The sequence below is a fragment of the Microcoleus sp. S28C3 genome (assembly GCF_036700785.1).
Classification (GTDB): domain Bacteria; phylum Cyanobacteriota; class Cyanobacteriia; order Cyanobacteriales; family Microcoleaceae; genus Microcoleus; species Microcoleus asticus.
This window is the reverse complement of record NZ_JAUBPO010000063.1, coordinates 15,503-38,646: the sequence shown is the minus strand read 5'-3', so window position 1 is coordinate 38,646 and position 23,144 is coordinate 15,503. Positions and strand designations below refer to the sequence as shown.

The 23,144-nt window shown below is 47.2% G+C and carries 14 protein-coding genes; 6 read left to right on the top strand and 8 right to left on the bottom strand.

Features of this window, described 5'->3' with window-relative positions; genetic code table 11:
* Positions 1-421: 421 nt before the first annotated feature.
* The 3 genes from QUA13_RS19065 to QUA13_RS19055 all read right to left on the bottom strand — a co-directional run bounded on the left by QUA13_RS19065 (position 422) and on the right by QUA13_RS19055 (position 7,431).
* A complete protein-coding gene (locus QUA13_RS19065) occupies positions 422-2,425 on the bottom strand; it encodes a cation:proton antiporter domain-containing protein (protein WP_333200958.1) in 2,004 nt (667 codons plus the stop codon).
* A 560-nt stretch (positions 2,426-2,985) separates the two neighbouring features.
* Complete coding sequence (locus tag QUA13_RS19060; protein ID WP_333200956.1) at positions 2,986-5,739, bottom strand: NHL repeat-containing protein; 2,754 nt, start codon at positions 5,737-5,739, stop codon at positions 2,986-2,988.
* Positions 5,740-6,033: 294 nt separating this feature from the next.
* Complete coding sequence (locus QUA13_RS19055) at positions 6,034-7,431, bottom strand: amidase (RefSeq protein WP_333188410.1); 1,398 nt, start codon at positions 7,429-7,431, stop codon at positions 6,034-6,036.
* A 305-nt stretch (positions 7,432-7,736) separates the two neighbouring features.
* On the opposite strand from QUA13_RS19055, the gene QUA13_RS19050 reads away from it, so the two are divergent.
* Positions 7,737-9,023 (top strand): type IV pilus twitching motility protein PilT, encoded by a 1,287-nt coding sequence (locus QUA13_RS19050; protein WP_333200970.1) that lies wholly within the window; start codon positions 7,737-7,739, stop codon positions 9,021-9,023.
* 61 nt (positions 9,024-9,084) lie between these two features.
* Positions 9,085-9,885 (top strand): circadian clock KaiB family protein, encoded by an 801-nt coding sequence (locus tag QUA13_RS19045; protein ID WP_333200954.1) that lies wholly within the window; start codon positions 9,085-9,087, stop codon positions 9,883-9,885.
* 338 nt (positions 9,886-10,223) lie between these two features.
* On the opposite strand, the gene QUA13_RS19040 is transcribed toward QUA13_RS19045, so the two are convergent.
* The gene (locus QUA13_RS19040; protein ID WP_333200952.1) at positions 10,224-11,864 is read right to left on the bottom strand and encodes a thioredoxin-like domain-containing protein; all 1,641 of its coding nucleotides are present in this window, start codon (positions 11,862-11,864) and stop codon (positions 10,224-10,226) included.
* Between the two features lie 296 nt (positions 11,865-12,160).
* Here QUA13_RS19040 and QUA13_RS19035 point away from each other — a divergent pair, with 296 nt between their 5' ends.
* Both QUA13_RS19035 and QUA13_RS19030 read left to right on the top strand, forming a co-directional pair.
* Positions 12,161-12,892 carry a hypothetical protein gene (locus QUA13_RS19035; protein WP_333200950.1) on the top strand — a complete coding sequence of 244 codons (732 nt, stop codon included), beginning with the start codon at positions 12,161-12,163 and terminating at the stop codon, positions 12,890-12,892.
* Positions 12,892-13,371, top strand: coding sequence for a DUF2726 domain-containing protein (locus tag QUA13_RS19030; protein ID WP_333200948.1), 480 nt, complete (start codon positions 12,892-12,894; stop codon positions 13,369-13,371). The genes QUA13_RS19035 and QUA13_RS19030 overlap by 1 nt, the downstream gene beginning before the upstream one ends.
* A 100-nt stretch (positions 13,372-13,471) precedes the next feature.
* Here QUA13_RS19030 and QUA13_RS19025 read toward each other — a convergent pair whose 3' ends face one another.
* The 4 genes from QUA13_RS19025 to QUA13_RS19010 form a co-directional block, all read right to left on the bottom strand.
* A complete protein-coding gene (locus tag QUA13_RS19025) occupies positions 13,472-15,076 on the bottom strand; it encodes a GAF domain-containing protein (protein WP_445242726.1) in 1,605 nt (534 codons plus the stop codon).
* Between the two features lie 117 nt (positions 15,077-15,193).
* Positions 15,194-16,162 carry an arsenosugar biosynthesis arsenite methyltransferase ArsM gene (gene arsM, locus QUA13_RS19020; protein ID WP_172192074.1) on the bottom strand — a complete coding sequence of 323 codons (969 nt, stop codon included), beginning with the start codon at positions 16,160-16,162 and terminating at the stop codon, positions 15,194-15,196.
* Between the two features lie 81 nt (positions 16,163-16,243).
* Positions 16,244-17,872: a hypothetical protein gene (locus tag QUA13_RS19015; protein ID WP_333200945.1), complete on the bottom strand. Its 1,629-nt coding sequence runs from the start codon at positions 17,870-17,872 to the stop codon at positions 16,244-16,246.
* 513 nt (positions 17,873-18,385) lie between these two features.
* Positions 18,386-18,511, bottom strand: a complete 126-nt coding sequence (locus QUA13_RS19010; protein ID WP_333200944.1) for a hypothetical protein — start codon at positions 18,509-18,511, stop codon at positions 18,386-18,388.
* Here QUA13_RS19010 and psaA point away from each other — a divergent pair.
* Positions 18,510-20,804, top strand: a complete 2,295-nt coding sequence (gene psaA / locus QUA13_RS19005) for a photosystem I core protein PsaA (protein WP_333200943.1) — start codon at positions 18,510-18,512, stop codon at positions 20,802-20,804. The genes QUA13_RS19010 and psaA overlap by 2 nt on opposite strands.
* Positions 20,805-20,914: 110 nt before the next feature.
* Positions 20,915-23,140 carry a photosystem I core protein PsaB gene (psaB, locus tag QUA13_RS19000; RefSeq protein WP_333200941.1) on the top strand — a complete coding sequence of 742 codons (2,226 nt, stop codon included), beginning with the start codon at positions 20,915-20,917 and terminating at the stop codon, positions 23,138-23,140.
* The last annotated feature ends 4 nt before the right edge of the window (positions 23,141-23,144 follow it).

Here is a 23,144-nt window from a genome sequence, read left to right as displayed (position 1 = left end):
TGTCTGGCTTGAGGCGCGATCGTCAAGGCCTCTGGGCATATTTACTTGCCGATCGCACATTCCGTACCTAAGTACACTTCTTGTGCGGGTGCTAATGATGATGAGTTGAAGGATTTTTTAATCGGCAGCCCAAAAAATACAAACTTCGCGAGTGAAAAGAGGGATCTAGTGTATTTCCGAACCGCGCCAAGGTGCGGAAATTTTGGTAGCAATTCCGTTGGATTAGGATTAAATATAAGACTTACACAATTGTCACAAATAGGGCTTAAATTTTAGGTATGTAGTTGCGCTTTAGCGCTCTTTCCTAAGCTAAGAAAGAGCGCTAAAGCGCAACTACATACCTTTGTTTAATTTGCCAGTTGGCTTTAGCCCTAAAATATAAACCGCAGATTCATAACGTAATCTGCGGTTTATATTTTTCTCAAGATACAGGAAAATAAACAACAAGCATGGAAATATCTGGGTGAGCCCGAGCGATCGCTTCCGGTTCTTTAAGAGCTCCCGGTTGTTCCCACAATTTCTGTTGGTGAGAAATTGCTGTTAAAATCAGCAAATCGTGTTCTAACAAATTCTGCGAAACTAGCTTGATAAAATTTCCCCGCACCCGATTTACCGGTATCTCAGAAAGAATTTCTACCTCCGGCGCACTTTTGTTGCTTTGTTCCCGTTTTGTCGTCACCAACAACACTTGCAAAGTCGCCTTGAGTTCGTCGGCTAAACTCTTCGCAATATCCACCGTTTCCGGAAATCCAAACTGAGTCAACTCGCTGTCAGCGACCGCCAAAATAACTCTGGCTGTATTCTGGATAGGATCGGGAAATCGAGCAATCAGTACGGGTACGGGCGATCGCCTTACCACATTGTCAATGATGCTGCCAAAAAAATTGTCGCGAGTCGTGGAAAATCCCTTCCAACCGCAAACTATTAAACTAGCCTCGCGTTCGGTTGCACTCCGCAGGATTCCGCGATCGATCGCATCATCTATCCTCGCGATCGGTTCAACCGCACAAGCAGCAGCATGGGCGACAGTTTCCGCAGCCGTCAAAAGTTGAGTTTGCTGCATTTTATCTGCGGGCGAAATTGCTTCCCCGCGATCGGACAAAATATGCAGCGGCAGCAAAGTTCCCTGAGAGCTTTTTGCTAAAATCAAAGCCAAACGCAGCAAATTATCTTCCGTATTCGGATTAGCAACAGGCACTAAAACTCGATCTCCCCATGAATTCTTTCGCGAAGTAGCAGTCGGCAAACTAGACCCCGGCTGCTGCATTTGTTGACCCCACCGAGATACAATCCAAGGAGAAGCGACACAAGTTACTAAAATCATGGCAATGATGCCGTTCACCGTTACGCGATCGACCAATTTAATGTCAAAAGCAACCGTAATCGCAGCCAAAGTAGAAGCAGCTTGAGCAACAGAAAGACCGAACATTACCATAATGCTGGGAAACTCAAAACGAAATAATTTCCCCGGTAGCCATGCTGCCAAAAACTTGCTCACCACCTCTGCTAAAATCATCACCGCCGCCACCAACAAAGACTGCGGCTGCTTCACCAAAATTAGCGGGTCAATTAACATCCCCACAGAAATCAGAAAAAACGGCACAAACAGCGTATTGCCAATAAACTCAATCCGATTCATCAGGGGACTCATTTTGGGAATAATTTGAGTAATGGCAATTCCCGATAGAAACGCACCAATAATTGCTTCAATCTCAATTAGTTCTGCTGCGTAAGAAACTACAAACAGGGTAGCTAATACAAATATAAATTCGGCATTTTCGTCATGTCCGAATTTCTTAAAAAACCAGCGACCGATTTTGGGGACTCCCCACAAAGTACCAAAAGTGTAGATAGCAAGAGATGGAATGAGAACCAGCCAAAAATCGAGAGTGAGATTTCCTTTGAAAGCTTTGACAACAATTGCCAGCACCAACAGCCCCAAGACATTCGTAATTAAAGTCCCGCCCAAAGTTGTAGTAATAGTCTGAGTTCGCATCAATCCCAATTTGCTGAGAATTGGCAGCGCTAAAAGTGTGTGCGTAGCGAAACAAGAAGCGACTAAAATTGAAGCCAGCCAGCTATATCCCAACAGCAGCATTGCTCCCGTCCCCAATATCATCGGTAGCGAAAAAGTAGCCAGCCCAAATATGACAGCTTTGTCCGCATTGAGTTTGAGGTCGTCGAGGCTAGTTTCCAGTCCCGCTAGGAACATCAAAAACAGCAATCCTACAGTACCTAACAAAACAATAGTAGCGTCTCGCTGCAGCAAATTTAGACCGTTGGGCCCGACAATTACGCCAGCAATAATTAAACCGACTATTCCCGGCAATCGCAAGCGCTCAAATAACAGCGGCGCGAGTAGCATGATTGCTAAAAGAACTAGAAAAACGGGAACGGGGGCGGTAATTGGCCCGGAAGTTAACATAAATTTCACCCTAAATATTGGCAGCGAACTGCTACCATATTTAAAAGGAAATAATCAAAATGTCTATCAATCTAAAGAGGTATTCTCAATTAATTACAGCGTAATTGGTAATAAGTAGGACTGGGCGCGAGCAACTCGGTTTATTGGTAAAATATGGCTTTGATGACTAGAAATTGGGTGGATCGCGAACTCCGATTAAAAAAACTATATTTTTGTCTGGAGGCACAAAAAGCCGGTTAAGAGTCAAAATAACAGGTTGTGAGCGATCGACTTTAACGCCGAAACCTGGTTTTTGATCATATTTGCGTCCACCACTATTTAGGTATCAAATGCAAGGGAACACAGGCATATATCCCCAGATGCAGCTTGGCAAACTCGCTCCTAATTCAGAAATCCGGTTTCTTAAAAAAACCGGGTTTTTCACCACAACAGACAATTTAAATGGGTTAGTCTCGGACGCGAAAAAACCATGTTTCTACGCAACGTACTTAACCTTAACCTTACGGTAGCTAAGTATGTATTTGTTGTCAAGATTTGTCCATCTAATTTTCAATGATAGGCTAAGCGACCGACACAATACTAGCTCGATCGTAAGGCAATCTGTTTGTCGGCAAAACCTCCAGATTAATTTGCAGCGAATCCAAAGCCGGATTTTCAGCTAGCAGCTTTTGCGTCAAACTCTTATTAAGAATTTCCCAGAAATCCGTTTCATTGGGATAATTAGTCAAGAAATTGTCGATGCTTTTGTAAATCGGCACAAAGTCTGGATACTCATCCTGCGTAATTCCTGGTTTGTACTGATATTTGACATCAATATTGAGGTTATTCAAACCCTGGTGATCGATCGAGTAATTAGGAAGCTTGAAATCCCATGCTTCGCCTAATTGACCATCTTGAGTGCGAGTAACGGTACTGCTGCGCTCGTAAGGCAATTGGTTGGTCGGTAAAACGTCCAAATTAACCGTCACAGACGAAATTGCCGGATTGTCAGAAAGCACTTTTTCGGTCAAATTTTTGTTGACAATTTCCCAAAAATCTGTTTCGTTCGGGTAGTTAACTAAAAGATTGTCAATGCTCTTGTAAATAGGCACAAAATCAGGATACTGATAATTTTGAATCCCGTCTTGGTACTTATAATTTACATCAATATTCAGGTTGTTTAACCCTTGATGATTAATTGGGTAATTTGCCAATGTAAAATTCCATTTCTGCGTCAGTTGAGCATCGGACGGAAAGAAAGCAATTCCTATTGGACGCTCTAGCTTGCTGTCGGGAGGGACAAAAATAGAACTGTTACTCGACCCAGGATTTCCCGATATTGGCAGCGGTTCGTCAGTCTGGCCGTTATACCGCAAAACCGCGCCGGCACCGTTAGCATTAGCGCGGTTGTCAAAGCCAACTGCAAACAAATTGCCGATCGGCGAAAAGGCCAAACTACCTAGATAATTGCTACTGGGCGAAGTATCAGTATAATTGGTAGATAAAACCTTGACCAATTCCCCACTTTTTAAATTGTAGCGCCTGATATCGTTAGCAAAATCGCTGACATAAAGGTCGCCGTCAGCGGGCCCGATTGCCATTCCCAAAAGACTTGCAAATCCCTGACTCCGAGGCGAAGGATCGGGCGAAGCAAAGATACTTGACTGCCGGGTTTGAGGGTTGTAACGCAGCACCTGACTGGGGAAACTTGCGCTATAATCTGCTTTACCATTGCGAGCAACACTCCCCTGCGTTGTCACATACAAATTGCCGTCAGGAGCAAACAGTAAACCGTTCGGGCCATTCAATCCTCCCGCTTGCTGATTTCCCGAAGCAAATACATCAATAAACTGTCCTGTTTTGCCGTTATATCGGAGAATTTGGTCGCTCAAAAAACTGCTGACATAAAAATTACGGTCAGGGCCAAAAGCTAAACCGTAAGGGCGAAATAATCCGCCAGTTTCATCGACCGCCGTGTTCGGATTATCGCCGACAAACTTGTCAATAAAGGCGCCAGTAATTCCGTCATACCGCAATACCGCAGATGCTGTCGGTTCTCCCGAATTTCCGGGCTTTTCGCCGCTACTAACGTAAATGTCCGACTTATCATCGCCATTGCCATCTGGCCCAAAAACGATTGTATCTGGATTGGACAAACCGCCGCTTCCCGGTGAAATAAATTCGCCTAGAAAATTGCCGGTATTGCCGTCAAACCGAAGTACATTATTTCCCCTGCTATTGCCAACTAGGAAAGTTCCTTGAGGATTGCTGGGTTGAGTGCGAGTAACTTTGCTGGTGCGGTTGTAGGGCAAGTTTGGGCTTGGCAGAACGTTGAAATCTATCTTAATTGCCACCAAGGCAGGATTTTCCTTGAGGATATTTTGAGTCAAGTTTTTATTTACAACTTCCCAAAAATCAGTTTCGTTCGGATATGTGGTTAAAAAGTTATCAATGCTTTTGTAGATTGGCACAAAATCGGGATATTCATTGGGAGAGATTTCCGGCTTATACTGGTAATCTATATCGAGATTGAGCTTGTTCAATCCTTGGTGATTGATTGCGTAGTCTTTGACTGAAAAATTCCAATCTTCTTTGATTTGGCCCGATTGACTGCGGAAAACTGTACTGGCGCGATCGTAGGGCAATCTGTCAGTTGGCAAAACTTCAAGTTGAATCGTAACATCTGTCAATACCGGATTTTCATTAAGCACCTTTTTCGTTAAATTTTTGTTAACAATTTCCCAAAAATCTGTTTCGTTCGGGTAGTTAACTAGGAAGTTATCAATACTTTGGTAAATTGGTACAAAATCGGGATATTCGTTCTGGGTAATTCCCGGTTTTAATCCGTAACCAACTTTGAGGTTTAGGGTGTTTAAACCTTGGTGCTCGATGGTGTAATCTGTAAAATTGAAAGCCCAGTTTTCATCAGGAAATAGCGAAGAAGTTTGGGATAGGGTGAGTTCTGGCCCGCCACCACTATCGCCAACAGCAAAATCCATCCCTGTCAGTTCGTCTGTCTGAACTTGAGTGGAGACAGCGGTCTGGGATTTTAGACTACTATCAACTTTAAGATTGTCGCTTCCTGACGATTGGAGACCGAAGTCGGTGAATGGCTCAAAAAGGTCGATCGCACTACCAGTCGCAGCAGCCGGCCAATCGGGTTTTTGAGTCAAATCGTAGCTGGTATCAAATAAACCATTGGTATCGCCGATGGCACTTTTGCCGATCCGATTTAAGCGATCGAAATTACTGAATAAGTCTAGTATTTCCGCTGAAACACCCGCAATATTTCCCTGAATAGGGTTTTCTTCAAACAGTCCTGCTGTCTTAAACATAAGCTATTTTTTTAGATACACCCGCCAGCGGCAATTAAGTTGAAAACTTCTACCCTACTTCCCAAAAAAGTCAAGTAGTTTAAGAAGTACCTTATATTTTACAAGAATTCAACCTGAAATTTGTCCCCTTTCTCAATCCTTTCGTTTGCCGTTGCATCTGTATTGTTCAAATGTCAAACAGTCAACAGTCAATAGAAATTTCTGCCAAAAACCGGATTTCTAGTTCCCCGCGGACAAATCCTGATTTGGCACACCAATAAAAAAGTGAAACGTGCTTTTATCCCTTGCTCTTCCCTATTTAAAATCTAAAACCGGGAAAGGTTTCGCCGCTTCCATCTGCGCCGCTAAAGCAATTAAAGTTGCTTCCGCTGCCGGCCGCCCGATAATTTGAATTCCCACGGGCAAACCGTTGTCATCTAAAATAGCAGGAAGTGCGATCGCAGGCAAACCGCTAGCATTAAACGGCGGACAAGGAGCAATCCAATTAATAATCCGCTGCAAAGTTTCTTCAAAACTCAAATCCGCCCACTCCCCAACCCGGATTGGCGAGTGCATATAAGTCGGCAAAACTAACACATCAAATTTTTCAAAGAATCCCACAATCCGCCGTGAAATCACCTGCATTTGATTCACCGCCCGCAAATATTCCCCAGCCGAAATAGTTCTTTCTAACAGCCAGCGATTCATCGGTTCCAAAGCAGGGCCTGGAATGCCGCTTGCAGCAGCCCCCGACTGCCAAATTGCGATAAACGGTTCGATTAAACCCGTAAAATCCGGGCATCCAGGTTCGACATCGTGGCCCAAATCTGTCAATAATTTTACTGTTTCGAGTACCGCTTGCTGACAGGTAGCCGAAACCTCGCCCACAGGGGAAATAGTCGTAGAAAAAGCGATTCGCAGCTTGCCCTGCTTTTGACGGGAAGCCTCTAAAAACGTCGGATTTGAATCGGGTAGCCAGTACGGATCGCCTGTTGTGTAGCCTGACATCACGTCCAAAAGTGCGGCGGCGTCAGCTACAGTGCGCGCCAGTGGGCCGTTGGCAGAAATGCCGCTGAGGTAATCTCCGACAGGTGCCCAGGAAACTCGCCCCCGCGACGGTTTAATGCCCACTAAACCGCAGCAGGAAGCTGGGCCTCGAATCGAACCGCCGCCGTCTGAACCTTGGGCGATCGCGCACAAACCCGCTGCTACAGCCGCCGCTGAGCCTCCGCTGGAACCTCCGGGCGTATAGTCTAAATTCCAGGGATTGCGCGCCGGTGGGAAACCTTCTGGTTCGGTGTAAGGTAATGAGCCAATTTGAGAGGTTGCTGTTTTCCCCAGAATGTTAAATCCCGCTGCTTTGATCCGCCAGACTACTGACTCGTCGTAGGCAGAGATGTTACCCAGCAAAGCCTGAGTGCCGTAGGTACAGGGAACGCCGGTAACTGGTGTCAAGTCTTTAATGGCGATCGGCACTCCGAAAAAAGGTGGCAATTCCTGTGGCTTGTTTAACCCAGCTAGTTTTTCGGTTTGAGATTTAGCCAGGGCGATCGCCCGCTCGGCGGTTACTGTAAAATAACTGCCCAGCTCGGGGTTTAATCGATCGATCCGTTCCAAGTAGAGATTGACAATTTCTAAAGGCGACACTTCCAGGGTGCGGATCGACTCCGCCAACTCCAGAGCTGGAGTAAAAGCCCGATCGACAGAATTCATCGGTTTAAGTCCTTAATAGGGGGCTAAAGTATCAATTTATACTTACTGGTTGCGGAAAACTCTTTTCATTAAAAAAATTCTCCAAAAATGTAGAAAATCCATATTCCGCCGTAGAGCGAGAGCGCTCGCATCCTCCAATTGGCATAATATTTCCTTAATAGTGCAGCATTATGACTCCCTCTTAGGATAGACTGAGTAGAACAGTCAAGCTTTTGTGCAAGACCCGCACAATGGCGATCGGCATTGTCCAACTCCCACAAATCATCTGTTCGAGTCAGCCTTCTCACCAACTTAAGGTAGCGCATATGACACAACAGCATCCGCCAGCTCCTCGCCCGCCCGTACCCGGAGCTCCCCCACTGCCCGGAATACCCCGCCCTCCAGCTCCAGGGATGCCCCCCAGAGCAGCAGGAATGCCGCCAGCACCGCCGCCAGCACCAGCACCGCCGCCCGCACCAGCACCAGCACCAGCACCAGCACCGCCGCCGCAATCCTTCGCCACACCTAAAAACCCGAACTCTAGCAGCGGCGGATCTCCGAGTTTGAAAGAGCTAGTAATCCGAGCCAAAGAAGAAGGAGTATCCGACCTTCACCTCGGAGTAAACGAAGTTCCCCGCTTCCGCACCCGGGGCGAGATTGCCGACATCGGCTATCCACCGACGGATTTAGATACGTTTTTTGGTTGGCTGCGCGAGTGCATGAGCGATGAAGAAGTAGAAATTTTCCAAAAAACCCTAGACTTTGACGGCGCTTTCGACTTCGGCTTCGTCCGCATCCGGATCAGTTGCATGGACTCCTTGGCCGGCCCGGCGATGGTGCTGCGGCTAATTCCTGCCAAAATATTGACAATGGAGGAATTGAAACTGCCGGAGGTATTTAGGAAAATATGCGGCTACCACAAAGGGCTGATTTTGGTGACAGGCCCGACAGGTTCGGGTAAGTCTACCACCTTGGCCGCGATGATCGACTACATCAATAAGAATAAAGCCTACAACATCATCACGATCGAAGACCCCGTAGAATTCGTACACGAAAGCAAAAAATCCTTGATCAAGCACCGGGAAGTCGGCAGGCACACCCTCAAGTTTATGAGCGCTCTCAAAGGCGCTCTGCGACAAGACCCGGATATGCTGCTAGTAGGAGAAATTCGGGACAGAGAGACGGTGGAAATCGCCCTCAAAGCCTCTCAAACCGGTCACTTAGTTGCAGGAACCCTGCACACCAACAGTGCGGTTAAGACCCTGAACCGGATTCTTGATATGTTCGGGGCGGAAGAACAGGATGCCATACGGGTTTCAATTTCCGAATCCCTAGTGGCGATTATTGCTCAACTGCTGTGCAAAACCACAGACGGGAAGCGGGCTGCTTTCCACGACGTTATGATCAATACCGACGTGGTTAAGGAATACATTCTCAAGGGCCAGAATGAGGAAATCAATCAAATCATGATCAAAGATACTTATGAAGGCATGACGACGATGAATAAGTCGCTCTACGGTCTTTATCAAGAAGGTCGGATTACTGAAGAACTTTGTGTAGAGAACTCGCCGTTCCCGAACGAAATGGCTCAGATGCTCCGAGGTCGAGTCTAAAGGTGGAGTGTTAACAGTTAACAGTTAACTGTTAACTGTTAACTTTAATTGGTGTACTTCATTGAAAGTCGATCGCCCGATTTTGCCAGAATTTTTCAAAGGTATTGCGCTGTTTACACCAGGGGGAGACTTAATCTATTGCATAGACTCCCGCAAGCAAACTCGGTGGCACTTGCAGTTGTGCGTAGCTCTACAGGAGATCCTCGGTTTGTCGGAACCGCCACATTTTCTGATACCTTGCTATACCGCAACCGTTGACTGCTGGCTCGATCCAGGCGATCGGCAGGTGCGGGTTGCTGCCGAGGCTTACCCCCCGGTGCTGCGACATCAAACCCTGCTGAATGCCATTTTTGGGACTGGCGACTTGGTTTGGCATCCCCGCAGCGAAGAAATGTGCGAACCGATGGCGATCGCTACTTATCACCAAGAATTCCCCGAACTTTGGGAAAATCACGACTTAGTTGTACAGTATGCCAGCCCCGAAACTCGATCGGACTCGATCGGTTCGATCGTATCTCCCTCGTCCTCCCCGCAATCGCAGCAGACTCCGCTTCCCAAACAAACAGCACTCACCCCACCGCCACAAACTCAAGGGTACGTTTTGCGCCTCTTTGTTTCCGGCAGCAATCCCAGCACCGAACGCACCCTCGAAACTTTACACCAGTTCTTAGAGCAATGCCTCGATCGTCCCTACACTTTGAAAGTAATTGATGTTTTAAAACATCCAGAACAAGCTGAGGCAGATCAGATTTCAGCAACTCCTACTTTGATTAAAATCTGGCCGAAACCCGTGCGGCGAATTGTCGGCGAATTGAACGATGATGAAAAAATAATGCGGCTGCTGAGATATTCGGAATTTTAGATTTGGGCGAAGATTTTTGCGATTATTTAATACTGGCGATCGCGCGTTGAGTAGCCCTGGCATTAACAACATCTAGCAATTCAGTGGTGGACGCAAAAAGTGGTTTGACGCTCTACTTATATCGGCCAGGTGTTCTTCTGCCCTGCACCATAAATATACAGGTTCTGCATCCAGACTGAATTGCTGCTGAGACACTGCACTCGCCGCGAATAATTAGGCTAACTTACTTTGGTTGAAAATTGTGGTAAGGTGCACCGAAGAGCACCCTACGTTATCAAAATCAATCTGGCAATCAGGATAATTGAGAACGGTGTCTGATGTGAAAAAGGTCGATCGGCTCAATCAGGAAGACAAACATCAGGAGGACACAAACCCGTGAAATCCAAAGTTGTGACTTCCAGCGTATCCAACTCAACTCTCCGAATCACATGATTGTTCGTATCAGCAACAAACAAGTGAGACCCGATCGCGCTCAACCCTGAAGGTTCAAAAAATCGAGCCTTGAGACCTTTAGCATCAACCAAACCTGCTGTACCATCTCCAATCATTGTTCTGCACGTACCGCCCCGGTGGTCGATCCGCTTAATTTTATGATTGTAAGTATCAGCAACCCAGAGGTAATTTTGAGCGTATTCAACACCCAAACAGTGCTGCAACCTGACCTCATCGGCGCGACCATCTTTATCCCCAAAACCAAACAATTCACCGCTACCGCAAACAGTACGCACCTTCGGGTCTTCATCAATACCCACAGCGCGAATCGAACTAATTTCGCTATCAGCAACAAACAACTCCGATCGATCCGTAGCCAGGCCGCTGGGCTGAGAAAAAGCAGATTCTGCAAGACTCCCGTCAACACAGGATTCTCGACCAATACCCGCATAAGTGCCGATCGTACCAGTGTCTAATTGCATTTCCCAAATTTGGTGCGAACCCGCCATAGCAATAAAAAGTCTATTTCCAACTCTTTCTAAATCCCAAGGCGAGTTCAATTTGGTTTCTAAACCCTTGCCGCTGCCCGGTGCAATTTCGTGACTTTGTTCGCCTGTACCAGCAACAGTTTCCACTCGTTGAGTCGTAAAATCAATTTTTCTGAGAGCATGATTTTCCGTATCAGCAACATAAAGAATTTGACTTTCTGCATCAAAAGCCATACCTTGAGGTGCAAAAAACTCCGCCTCTTCAAAGCCCCCATCGGTTAAACCCGGTTTGCCGGTACCGATGACGTGCAGCACATCGCCTTCGGTAGTGCTCACAACAATTCGGTTATGTCCCGAATCCGCAATAAACAAGCAAGAACCGACCAAGTTTTGTTGAACCGAGTTAGCAGGCCCGGGCAATACAGTTTCATCTACAAATTCATTATCCTCAGTCATTTCGCCCAAAAGAGCTTCATGTTGGTGAAGGTGTTTTGCCTCCGTTGCAGTGATGGCAAATGCCAGCACTTTACCGGGAAAAGCCAGCGGTGTTGATAGAGGTTTGCGCTGTTTTTCTAAGCGAAAACTGAGTTGTTTAAAGTTAAGTGCATTTTTATCTTTGTATTCAGCAATTAACTTACCAACTAACTCGTCAAGTGCTTCTCTATTGCCTTCGCCGGAAACAAAGCCAACGACATAACTTTCTGGATCGATCACCATTAAAGTCGGCCAAGCGCGAACCGCGTAGCTTTGCCAAACTTTCATCCCGCTGTCTACGATTACCGGATGTTCGATATCGTAGCGGAGGATAGCTTGGCGGATGTTTTCTACTTCTTTTTCGTTTTCAAATTTTGCGGAGTGAACGCCGATAACCGTGAGGGAATCTTTATATTTTTGTTCGAGGTATTTTAAGTCTGGGAGGACGTGCAAGCAATTGATGCAGCAGTAAGTCCAGAAGTCGAGGAGGACGACGCGCCCTTTTAAGGATTCAATGGATAAAGGTTTCTCGGTGTTTAGCCAGGGGTAGTTTCCGGGGAATTCTGGTGCTCTGACGCGAGGCATGGCATCTCCTTGGTAGGGCGTGAATGATTTTTTTACTTCTTTAATTTAGCGGGAAGTTTCGCTGCATGGGGAAAAGGGAAGGTTAAACGAGGGCTTGTGGTACAGGTCCGAGTGCCTGTACCACAACAGGGGGGCGAGAGGTGCGATCGGGCATCACTGTCCTTGTTGCGTATAAATACTCAAAAAATCCCTCTCTCCCTAGGATCTAAAAATCTTAGCCAAGATCCTTGACATTCCTGGATGGCAAGTTTAAGCTATATCTAGAAACCTTAGCAAAGGTTTTTAGGAACCAGCAAATGTCTAAAATTATCTACGATGTCATCCAGCGTTTTGAGGTGGAAAACGGCGTACCCCGGCTGATTTCAACCAATATTCAAGTGATTGAAGGTGGCGAAGATTTGATGTCTTTAGCTACGAGTTTACTCAAGCAACTTGGTTTCTATGACAAGTTTGAAGAGAAGCGAACCTCTCAATATATAGGATACAGAGTTAAGAAGCTATGGAAAGCGGATAAACGTTATCAAGTTGTTTTTCAAGAGCGAAAGGATAGTTTATTTATTTCTATTCCTCAAGATATCTTAGACGAACATATACTCAGCTTCAAGTATTGGACAGGGGAAGGAGTAACACCTGAACTTCTTACAGCAGGATCACTCTGGGTTTTACCAAGTAAAAAAGAGCTTTTTTTCAATTCAATTGATCCGCGATTTACTACCCTAATAGAAGGGAAAACAAGGGGCAGTTTTTATATAAATGAAATCACAAAAGAACAGCTAATAAACTCTCATGTACGACGAGGAGAACCCAACGTTTATGTAAGGGCTCACTATAGACGCAGATTTCTCCCAAAAATTATCCTTAATAAAAATGAAAAATTTCCCATTGAAACATTAAGTAATAGGGACAGCTACGTCATATTCAGCGAAGATAAACTTTTTCCCTACGCATGGCAGGTTTCTATCAGTTCAAGTGAAGTTCTAGAAGAGTTCTTGGGTCACTTTGCAAAAATTCTCATGGAGGCACAATAATGTCTGTCAAAGCCAAAAGACTGGTCAACCCTTACGAAGAAAGAATGCTTGAGTTTCTTCATACCTGTGTAGACAACAACTATAAAATCCATACACAGGTTAGCTTATCCCAAATTTGCGAACAAGTCAGCAACCTTGACTGGGAACTCAAAAAGTTTTTATTTAGCCCCAGTGCTGTCGATGCTCTAATCACAGACTTGAACTACAATCCTTGCCTAGTAGTAGAGTTTCAGTCTCAATACCACGATAGCCCAGAAGCGAGAGAGCGCGATCGCAAAAAAGCTACTTTACTTGAGTTTGCCAAAGTTCCCTTAATTTATTCACGGGTAAAAAACTGTGGTTTGTTATATCTCTCCTCTCAAGATGAAGAAGTAGTTTTCAATTTATTCACAGGACAAAACAGGGAAAATGCCCAAGCGCTAATCACGCAATATTGCAGGGAATCAGTCGCGCCTCAAGTTCAGCTTATAGCTTGGTAAGTAGGAATAGTTAGGTGATGTCCGAAAATACCAAGCTAATTAATATATGGCTTCCAGGGCGGGTTCACCAACAATATAGTCTTCTTGCTTCTCTCAAATTTTATCCTTGGTTTTCCCTGCTGTTATTTTCCAAAATAACCAATACACCGTTAATTTTATTCTCGTCGAGCGCGTCTGTCATTGAGTTAACCCACAGATTGATATTCTGCGGTTCTCCTTGCAATGGCAATAGAACCAGATTGGGGTAATATTGCTCTCTATCTCGATCGCCTTCGGGTGACAAAGCAGCATTTAACCATTGACTAAAACTATCATTCTCGATTTTAATTAAATCACCCAAAGATACACCCTCTACGACTTCTCCCTCGCTAGCACCTAGCAATTGTTTAGCTCGCTCATTAGCGGTAATAATGTTACCTTTTTCATCAGTCGAGATGACACCATTAGGGAGCGATCGCACTATATCTTTGTGTCTGTTTTCTTGTTGTTTGACCTCGGAAAACAGGATAGCGTTTTGCAGGGCGACTCCTGCTTGGATGTTAAACGCCTTCATAAATTCCATGTCGGTTTGATTGAAACTCGCTTTCCACTGTTCGGGGGCTTGCGGCCAATCTTCCGGGTTGTAGGGGGGGAATTCTCCTGGTCGTTTTTTATTAACTAATTGGGTGACGCCAATCAATTTGTGGTTGGAGTTAAACACCGGCATAGACAGCATACTGCAAGTGCGATACCCCGACTTTTGATCCACTTCTTTGGAAGTTGCAGCGCGGGGATCGTCGTACACGTCAAAGGGAATCAACAGCGGTTCGCCGGATTGAGCCACAATACCTGCAAAACCGGCGGTTCTGGGTATGCGAAGTTCTTTAAGATCGCCGGCGATCGGGATTTTCGTCCACAGTTGATCTTTATCTGCGTCAAGTAGCCACAAGATACTGCGATCGGCTTGCATCAGTTCTTGGGCCTGATCCATCACCCGCTTCAAGGTATCATCTAAGTCTAAACCGCTCTGAGAAAGAGCGTTAACGGCGTTCATCAGCGCTGTCGCGGCCCGTTGTCTTTGACTTGCGGCGTAGAAAGATTTGGACGACTCTACAACTAAGCGAATGGACGAGGCCAATTCTCTAAAATTTTCTTCGTCTGCTTGAGTAAACCCAACCTTGTCAATCTGTTCGCCTAAAGTATGATAATCTTGGTTGTGGGGTCTGAGTTTATTAATCAGTTGGACTACCGCGATTAACTCGCCTGTTTCCTCATTTAACAAAGGCATAACCAGCATTGTGTAGGTGCGATATCCTATTTTTTGCTCAACCTTTCTGGCATTTACAGAACGTGGATCATCATAAAAGTCATAGGGAATATTTACCACTTTTTTGAAGGTGGCAGCTTCCCCTGCGATTCCTACAGTTGCACGGATACGGATCTCTCGGCTTTTGCCATTTTCATCTCTGGCTACGGCCCACAGTTCATTTGGCTCTTTATCGAATAGAAAAATTGTGGTTCTATCTGCCTTCAACAATTCCCCTATTTCTAGAGTAATCTTCTCCAACCTTTCATAAATGACTGCATCAAATACTCGCTGGTCAATCATATTATCTAGGTAGGACAGGATGAGTTTTAGAATTTCACGCTCTTGATGTCCTTCGCAACAAATATTTTTCATACTTACCGAGAAGCTCTCTTTCTTTAACACATCTAAAATACTCATACAATAACTCCTCTGATAATTTTTATGAGGTATAGTCCAGAGATAACTATCAGTAGAAATAGTTGAAAGAGGCAGCTATCTCTGCGGTGAACGCTACCTCCAGATTTGGAAATCAATCTAACAGCAACCGCCGCCGTTATAATGCCAAGTCGAATCAGTAATTAACACCTTGTCGGGCATTAATCCCCCCAACTTCCCAGCAGTTTTATCGCATACCGCCGCCGGAACTCCCCGCTGCAAAACGTGACCCGCCCCGTCATCAAACAGCTCTTCCTTCCCCGTATAAATCGCCGTCTTGCCAGTGAAAATGCAAGCTCCGTCATCCGGTACTGGCACTTTGAAAGACACCGAATCCAGGCTTTCTAACAGCAAATCCGCATCTAACTGATAATTGTATTTGTCCAGCAGCCGGTAAGGACGGCGCGCCCGAACTTCTACTTGCCCAAAACCAACGTCTACAAGGTGTTGAACGTATTCTGCGTATGTCAAAGCGCCCGACAAACACAAGGCCCGCAAGCGTTGGTCTTCCTTCAAATGTTGCGGAATGGGGCGAGTTGCGATCGGATCGCTCATCAACAACCTGCCACCGGGTTTTAAGACCCGATAAGTTTCTTTTAATGCTTTAGCTAAATCCGCAGGTTCAAAGATGTTAAACAAGCAGTTTTGGGCGACAACATCTACAGAGGCATCCGGCACCGGCAATGCAAAAGCATCGCCTTCGCGAATTTCCACAAAACTCGCATCAAACCAATCATTTTCTTGGGCGGCAACTTGCAAGTTTCGTGCAGCCGCTTCTCGCATTGCTGGAACCGGATCGACGGCAATTACTGCTCCCTTTTGTCTAGAAAAATAAGCAAATTGCAGTGCTTCTAAACCGCCGCCGACGCCTACATAAAGCACGACTGGATTGCCGACAAGTTCGGCGGCGTGGACTGTTGTACCGCAGCCGTAATTCATTTCTTGCATTTGTTCGGGAATTTTTAATCCTGGCAATTGCAAGGGACTGCTTTGGACGCAGCAAAGTCCGATTTGGGGTGTTTCGGCAACATCGCTGTAGAATTGGGCTGCTGTTTCTAGGTAGGTCATTTTTGGGTTTCCTTTAATTTTTGACCGCAGATGCAGCACGGGCGGGACGCCCATGCCACGAAGAAGCTCAGAAAGATTTTGTTACGTGGCAAATTCGACTTTTTGTTCGGATTTTGGCTGATTTTCGGGTTCTAAAACTGTTTTTTCGGGAGCAGCTAAGTCGGGGGTTGGCTGGCTAGGAGTTTCAGTGGCAACTGGTGGCGCTGGCGGTACAAGATTGGGAGACTGTTCTGGTATCGTAGGAACGACTACTTTTGGTACTGGAGCTTTTTTTGTTATTTCTGGCAGAGTTGGGGAATCTGAAGGAGTAGCAGGTTCGACAACTTGACGCAAAAAGTTGCGAAACCGATTGTAGTATCCTTTATATTCCTGTTTTTTTGCTTCGGGAGATGCTGTTGCTGTGGGTTCTATTATTTTAACAGGAACCACAACTGTGGGGGTTTCTAACTGTGGAGTTGCTGTCGGCTTCGGTTCTATTACTGGAACTGGTTCTACAGCTTTCGATGATTCTAATTCTGGAGTTGCTGTCGGCTTCGGTTCTATTACTGGAACTGGTTCTACAAGTTTTGGCGCTTCGAGTTGCGGGGTTGCTGTTGGCGTCGGTTCTATTATTTGAACCGGAGCAACTTCGGGAGCAACTGTTGGCTCTAAGCTGGGTTGGGTAACTGGGGTTTCTGGAACCGCTGGTGAGGGTTGGACAACTGGTGTTTTTTCTAATGCAGGTGTCGGTTTCGGTTCGGGGGTTGGCGTTGGTGTGGGCTCGGGGGCTTGGTAGGCACGATCGACTATACCGCGAGTTTCTGCTACTGTTAGTTCGCCTCGCAGTAATTTTGAAAGAGTGTCTTGACCGAGCGGTTCGTAATTTATCAGTCTGACTGTATTATTAAAGGCGTTTTTGACGATATTTCCCCGTTCGTCAATTAATTCTAGCTGTAGCCAGTTTTTCCCTGGTTTGAATCCTTTAAGATATATAGGTTGCCACTGGTCGATCGCAAAGCTTTCGCCGTTGACTGTGGCTCGAATTTTCCAATCGAGTATTTCATCTTGGGAATTTTCTTGCGCCACTTCGTGCAGGGGGGCATTTGTCAAGTAAAAGTCGAGCAGGATGGGTTCTGCCCCGTAGCTGCCTTGGGGGCTGTTGTACGTTAATAGGGGCAATGTTCGATCGGGATTATTGTCGTCAGTTTTGGTAAAAACGTGAAAGGTGGTTTGGGCCGCCGCACCTTCGTTTTTAAAGCTTTCTTCCCAAGGGCGAGCGGCTAACACCTGCAGGGTATGGGTTCCGGGTTCTAAGTCCGAGAGCGTTAAAGGTTGGTTGATATCGTAAACTGCTGCATAAGGTTGGTTATCTAATAAAACTTGCAGATGGGGGCCCAAACCCAAGTTTGGATCTTTGAAAATGGGCAAGCCCTTAAGTTGGAACTGAACAGGCACGTTTATATCCTGAAGCACTTCGTCAGGCTTTGGATTCAAAATACTAATTTGAGGCTGGTAGATTTCTAGAGCCTGACGCAGTTGTTGAAGGGCTTCTGGGGGAGAAACCTCTGAGATTCTGTTCATCTGGGCGGTATCTGAGCCGCTCTTGTTCCCTGATTTGGGCAATTCGGGATGGCCCGCGCCACAGCTTGCTAAACCCAAAATTAATACTGCTGCTGCGAACAATGCCAGCAGCCTGCCCGCAACCGTTCTGTGCCAATTGATGCCAATCACGCAACCATACTCCTAGAAGCCTTCTCATAGGGAACTATAGCCCAAAACCGAATTTAGTATTTGGGAATTGCCGATCGGGAATTCGGGAGGCTCGTAGGAACCCGGATTGATGTTGCAGCGGGAACCCATCCTCTCAGACTATTAACTCTCGCAGCCGTTGTCCGAAACATTTCTCTACAAATCAGTATTCCTCAATTACCTTATCTTTTAGTTTTGTAAAGTTAATGGCATTACCCCTTGACTTTTTCGAGGGACTATGGAAATTAAAGGCGTTATTGCATCAAGAATAGAGGCTTTTTTAAGTATTGTTAACAAGGGATTAATACTCCTCTAGCAAGCTTATAATTCATAAAACTCCCTCAAAAGGAGCAGCCGCATCAAACCTAACTCAGGGACACGATCGGCGGCTCATCTGGTGAGAAGAGTTGGCAGTACCCAGCGACATTGTTAGCGACACTGGGAACCTGGCTTCTTCAAAGAAGCAAAATGCTTGGGGAGACGATGCACCTGCGTCTAACTCTGCAAAGAGTGAAGTGCAATATGTGTCGGAGAACCGAGAATCCCCGTACCAAAAGCCCGGGGAATGTCAGATACATTATCAGTTCTCGTTCCTTGTCTTACCGAGAGGAGAGTCTTCATGACCATTAGTCCTCCAGAGCGAGAGGTAAAAGTTAGGGTAGTAGTCGATGAGAATCCGGTTCCCACTTCCTTCGAGAAGTGGTCAAAACCAGGTCATTTCGATCGCACTCTAGCTAAAGGGCCAAAAACCACCACTTGGATTTGGAACCTCCACGCTAACGCTCACGACTTTGACAGTCATACAAGTGACTTAGAAGACGTTTCGCGCAAAATCTTTAGCGCTCACTTCGGCCACTTGGCAGTAATCTTCGTATGGTTGAGCGGCGCATATTTCCACGGCGCTAAATTTTCCAATTACGAAGCTTGGCTGACAAATCCTACAGCCATCAAGCCCAGCGCTCAAGTGGTCTGGCCGATTTTTGGTCAAGAAATTTTAAATGCAGATGTAGGCGGCGGTTTTCACGGGATTCAGATCACCTCTGGTCTGTTCCAGTGGTGGCACGCCAACGGCATCACTAACTCATACCAGCTATATTGCACTGCGATCGGCGCCTTGGTAATGGCAGCCCTGATGCTATTTGCCGGTTGGTTCCACTATCACGTCCGCGCTCCGAAACTGGAATGGTTCCAGAACGTGGAATCGATGATGAACCACCACTTGGCAGGTTTGCTAGGCTGCGGTTGTTTGGGCTACGCGGGACAGCAAATCCACGTTTCGCTGCCGATTAACGCTTGCATGGACGCGATCGATGCGGGCGCACCGCTGACAGTCGGCGGCAAGCTGATCAAAACAGTTGCTGACATCCCTCTGCCACACGAGTGGATTTTGACACCGGGCTTGATGGCTGACATCTACCCGAGTTTCGCTAAAGGTTTAACCCCCTTCTTCACCCTCAACTGGGGCGCATACTCAGACTTCCTGACCTTCAAAGGCGGTCTGAACCCCACCACAGGCGGTCTGTGGCTGACCGATACAACGCACCACCACTTAGCTTTGGCAGTGCTGTTCATCGTCGCCGGACACTTCTACCGCACGAACTGGGGCATCGGCCACAGCTTCAAAGAAGTTCTGGAAGCTCACAAAGGCCCCTTCACAGGCGAAGGCCACAAGGGGATGTACGAAATCTTCACGCAGTCTTGGCACTGCCAACTGTCGTGGAACTTGGCATGGATGGGCTCTTTGAGCATCATCGTGGCTCACCACATGTACGCGATGCCTCCGTATCCGTACATTGCTACGGACTACCCGACTCAGCTATCCCTGTTCACCCACCACATGTGGATTGGCGGATTCCTGATTGTTGGAGCAGCCGCTCACGCAGCAATATTCATGGTTCGGGATTACGATCCGGCCCAGCACGTTAATAACCTGCTCGACCGCGTAATCCGCCACAGAGATGCCATCATCTCTCACCTGAACTGGGTTTGCATATTCTTGGGCTTCCACAGCTTCGGTCTGTACGTTCACAACGACACGATGCGGGCTTTCGGTCGTCCTCAAGATTTGTTCTCCGATACCGGGATTCAGTTGCGTCCGATATTTGCCCAGTGGGTGCAAAACATCCACGCCTTGGCTCCGGGCACAACAGCGCCTAATGCTACGGAAATCGTCAGCCACGCTTTTGGCGGCGGTGCAGTAGTAGTCGCCGGCAAAGTAGCGATGATGCCGATCGAGTTGGGTACGGCGGACTTCTTGATCCACCACATCCACGCTTTCACCATTCACGTTACAGTCCTGATCCTCTTGAAGGGCGTGTTGTTCGCACGCAGTTCTCGTTTGGTTCCTGACAAAGGTAACTTGGGCTTCCGGTTCCCTTGCGACGGCCCCGGCCGTGGCGGCACCTGCCAAGTTTCGGGTTGGGATCACGTGTTCCTAGGCTTGTTCTGGATGTACAACTGCATCTCGATCGTGATTTTCCACTTTAGCTGGAAAATGCAGTCGGACGTGTGGGGAACAGTATCGCCAGACGGCACAATTTCTCACATCACCGGCGGTAATTTCGCACAAAGTGCGCTCACGATTAACGGCTGGCTGCGGGACTTCCTATGGGCGCAAGCTTCTCAGGTGATTCAGTCCTACGGTTCGGCACTGTCGGCCTACGGTCTGATGTTCCTAGCTGGACACTTTGTGTTCGCCTTCAGCTTGATGTTCCTGTTCAGCGGCCGCGGCTACTGGCAAGAACTGATTGAATCCATTGTTTGGGCTCACAATAAGCTCAAGGTAGCTCCCTCGATTCAGCCTCGCGCTCTGAGCATTATTCAGGGTCGGGCTGTGGGTGTAGCTCACTACCTGTTAGGCGGAATTGTCACTACGTGGGCATTTTTCCTAGCGCGAATCATTTCGGTAGGGTAAACTACCCCTAGGTTTTGGATTCGGGATTTGGGAGGAATCTCAAACCCAGAATCCAAACTCCGAACCGAATCCCTTCAATTTTGTTCAGGATTCAGGATTAATCAAGGCTTATGGCAACGAAATTTCCAAAATTTAGCCAAGACCTTGCCCAAGACCCGACCACACGGCGGATCTGGTACGGGATTGCCACAGCACACGACTTTGAAAGCCACGATGGCATGACCGAAGAAAATCTTTACCAAAAGATTTTTGCTTCTCACTTCGGCCACCTAGCAATCATTTTCTTGTGGACTTCGGGCAGCCTGTTCCACGTAGCATGGCAAGGTAACTTTGAACAGTGGATTAAAGACCCTCTAAACGTCCGCCCGATCGCTCACGCGATTTGGGACCCGCAATTCGGCGCTCCTGCAGTAGAAGCTTTCACTCAAGGGGGCGCTTCTAACCCAGTAGACATCTCTTACTCCGGTGTCTACCATTGGTGGTTCACTCAAGGGATTCGGACCAACGCCGACCTGTATCAAGGAGCTATCTTCTTGCTACTCCTGGCGGCTGTCTTCCTGTTCGCAGGTTGGTTGCACCTCCAGCCCAAGTACCGCCCCAGCTTGTCTTGGTTCAAAAATGCTGAATCTCGCCTCAACCACCACTTGGCTGGTTTGTTCGGTGTCAGCTCTTTGGCTTGGACTGGTCACATGGTTCACGTTGCTATCCCCGAATCTCGCGGACAGCACGTAGGTTGGGACAACTTCCTGTCTACCCCGCCTCATCCGGCCGGTTTGGCTCCGTTCTTCAGTGGTAACTGGGGCGTATACGCCGAGAACCCTGATTCAGCGAGCCATGTCTTCGGTACTGCCGAAGGCGCGGGAACCGCAATTCTGACTTTCTTGGGTGGCTTCCACCCTCAAACAGAATCCCTGTGGCTGACAGACATCGCTCACCACCACTTGGCGATCGCAGTTCTGTTTATCGTTGCCGGTCATATGTACCGGACTAACTTCGGTATCGGTCACAGCATCAAAGAAATGTGCGACGCCAAAGACTTCTTTGGTAAGAAAGTTGAAGGCCCCTTCAATATGCCTCACCAAGGCATTTACGAAACCTACAACAACTCGCTGCACTTCCAATTGGGCTGGCACCTCGCCGCTTTGGGCGTCATTACCTCCCTGGTAGCACAGCATATGTACGCGATGCCTCCCTATGCTTTCATAGGTAAGGACTTCACGACTCAGGCTGCGCTTTACACGCACCACCAGTACATTGCTGGATTCATCATGGTCGGCGCTTTCGCCCACGGAGCTATCTTCTTGGTGCGGGACTACGATCCTGAATCAAACAAAGGTAACGTGCTCGATCGAGTGTTGCAGCACAAAGAAGCGATTATCTCTCACTTGAGCTGGGTGTCGCTGTTCTTGGGCTTCCACACTTTGGGACTGTACGTTCACAATGACGTTGTAGTTGCTTTCGGTACTCCTGAAAAGCAAATCTTGATTGAACCAGTGTTCGCACAGTTCATCCAAGCTGCTCACGGAAAAGCTCTCTACGGCATGGACGTGCTGTTGTCTAACCCTGACAGCATTGCTTCTACCGCTTGGCCGAACTACGGCAACGTATGGCTCCCAGGCTGGTTGGACGCGATCAACAGCGGTACTAATTCTCTGTTCTTGGCGATCGGACCTGGCGATTTCTTGGTTCACCACGCGATCGCACTAGGCTTGCACACCACCACCTTGATCTTGGTCAAAGGCGCTCTGGATGCACGCGGTTCTAAGCTGATGCCGGACAAAAAAGACTTCGGTTATTCTTTCCCTTGCGACGGCCCCGGCCGTGGCGGTACTTGCGACATCTCTGCTTGGGACGCGATGTACATGTCTGTCTTCTGGATGCTGAACACCCTAGCTTGGGTAACGTTCTACTGGCACTGGAAGCACCTGGGCATCTGGCAAGGTAACGTGGCTCAGTTCAATGAGTCTTCTACCTACCTGATGGGCTGGTTCCGCGATTACCTCTGGCTGTATTCTTCTCAGTTGATCAACGGTTACAACCCGTACGGTACTAACAACTTGTCTGTCTGGGCCTGGATGTTCTTATTCGGACACCTCGTTTGGGCAACTGGTTTCATGTTCCTGATCTCTTGGAGAGGTTACTGGCAAGAATTGATCGAGACTTTGGTTTGGGCTCACGAGCGCACTCCTTTGGCTAACTTGGTTCGCTGGAAAGACAAGCCTGTTGCTTTGTCGATCGTCCAAGGTCGTTTGGTTGGCTTAGTTCACTTTACTGTGGGCAACGTCCTCACTTACGCGGCCTTTGTAATTGCCTCGACGGCCGGGAAATTCGGGTAACTCT

Bases quoted from the DNA above. Each gene is read 5' to 3' on its own strand.
- QUA13_RS19040 (WP_333200952.1), bottom strand. From the start codon at position 11,864: ATGCCTCGCGTCAGAGCACCAGAATTCCCCGGAAACTACCCCTGGCTA.
- QUA13_RS19025 (WP_445242726.1), bottom strand. From the start codon at position 15,076: ATGAGTATTTTAGATGTGTTAAAGAAAGAGAGCTTCTCGGTAAGTATG.
- psaB (WP_333200941.1), top strand. From the start codon at position 20,915: ATGGCAACGAAATTTCCAAAATTTAGCCAAGACCTTGCCCAAGACCCG.
- QUA13_RS19030 (WP_333200948.1), top strand. From the start codon at position 12,892: ATGTCTGTCAAAGCCAAAAGACTGGTCAACCCTTACGAAGAAAGAATG.
- arsM (WP_172192074.1), bottom strand. From the start codon at position 16,162: ATGACCTACCTAGAAACAGCAGCCCAATTCTACAGCGATGTTGCCGAA.
- QUA13_RS19010 (WP_333200944.1), bottom strand. From the start codon at position 18,511: ATGAAGACTCTCCTCTCGGTAAGACAAGGAACGAGAACTGATAATGTA.
- QUA13_RS19060 (WP_333200956.1), bottom strand. From the start codon at position 5,739: ATGTTTAAGACAGCAGGACTGTTTGAAGAAAACCCTATTCAGGGAAAT.
- QUA13_RS19055 (WP_333188410.1), bottom strand. From the start codon at position 7,431: ATGAATTCTGTCGATCGGGCTTTTACTCCAGCTCTGGAGTTGGCGGAG.
- QUA13_RS19050 (WP_333200970.1), top strand. From the start codon at position 7,737: ATGACACAACAGCATCCGCCAGCTCCTCGCCCGCCCGTACCCGGAGCT.
- psaA (WP_333200943.1), top strand. From the start codon at position 18,510: ATGACCATTAGTCCTCCAGAGCGAGAGGTAAAAGTTAGGGTAGTAGTC.
- QUA13_RS19035 (WP_333200950.1), top strand. From the start codon at position 12,161: ATGTCTAAAATTATCTACGATGTCATCCAGCGTTTTGAGGTGGAAAAC.
- QUA13_RS19065 (WP_333200958.1), bottom strand. From the start codon at position 2,425: ATGTTAACTTCCGGGCCAATTACCGCCCCCGTTCCCGTTTTTCTAGTT.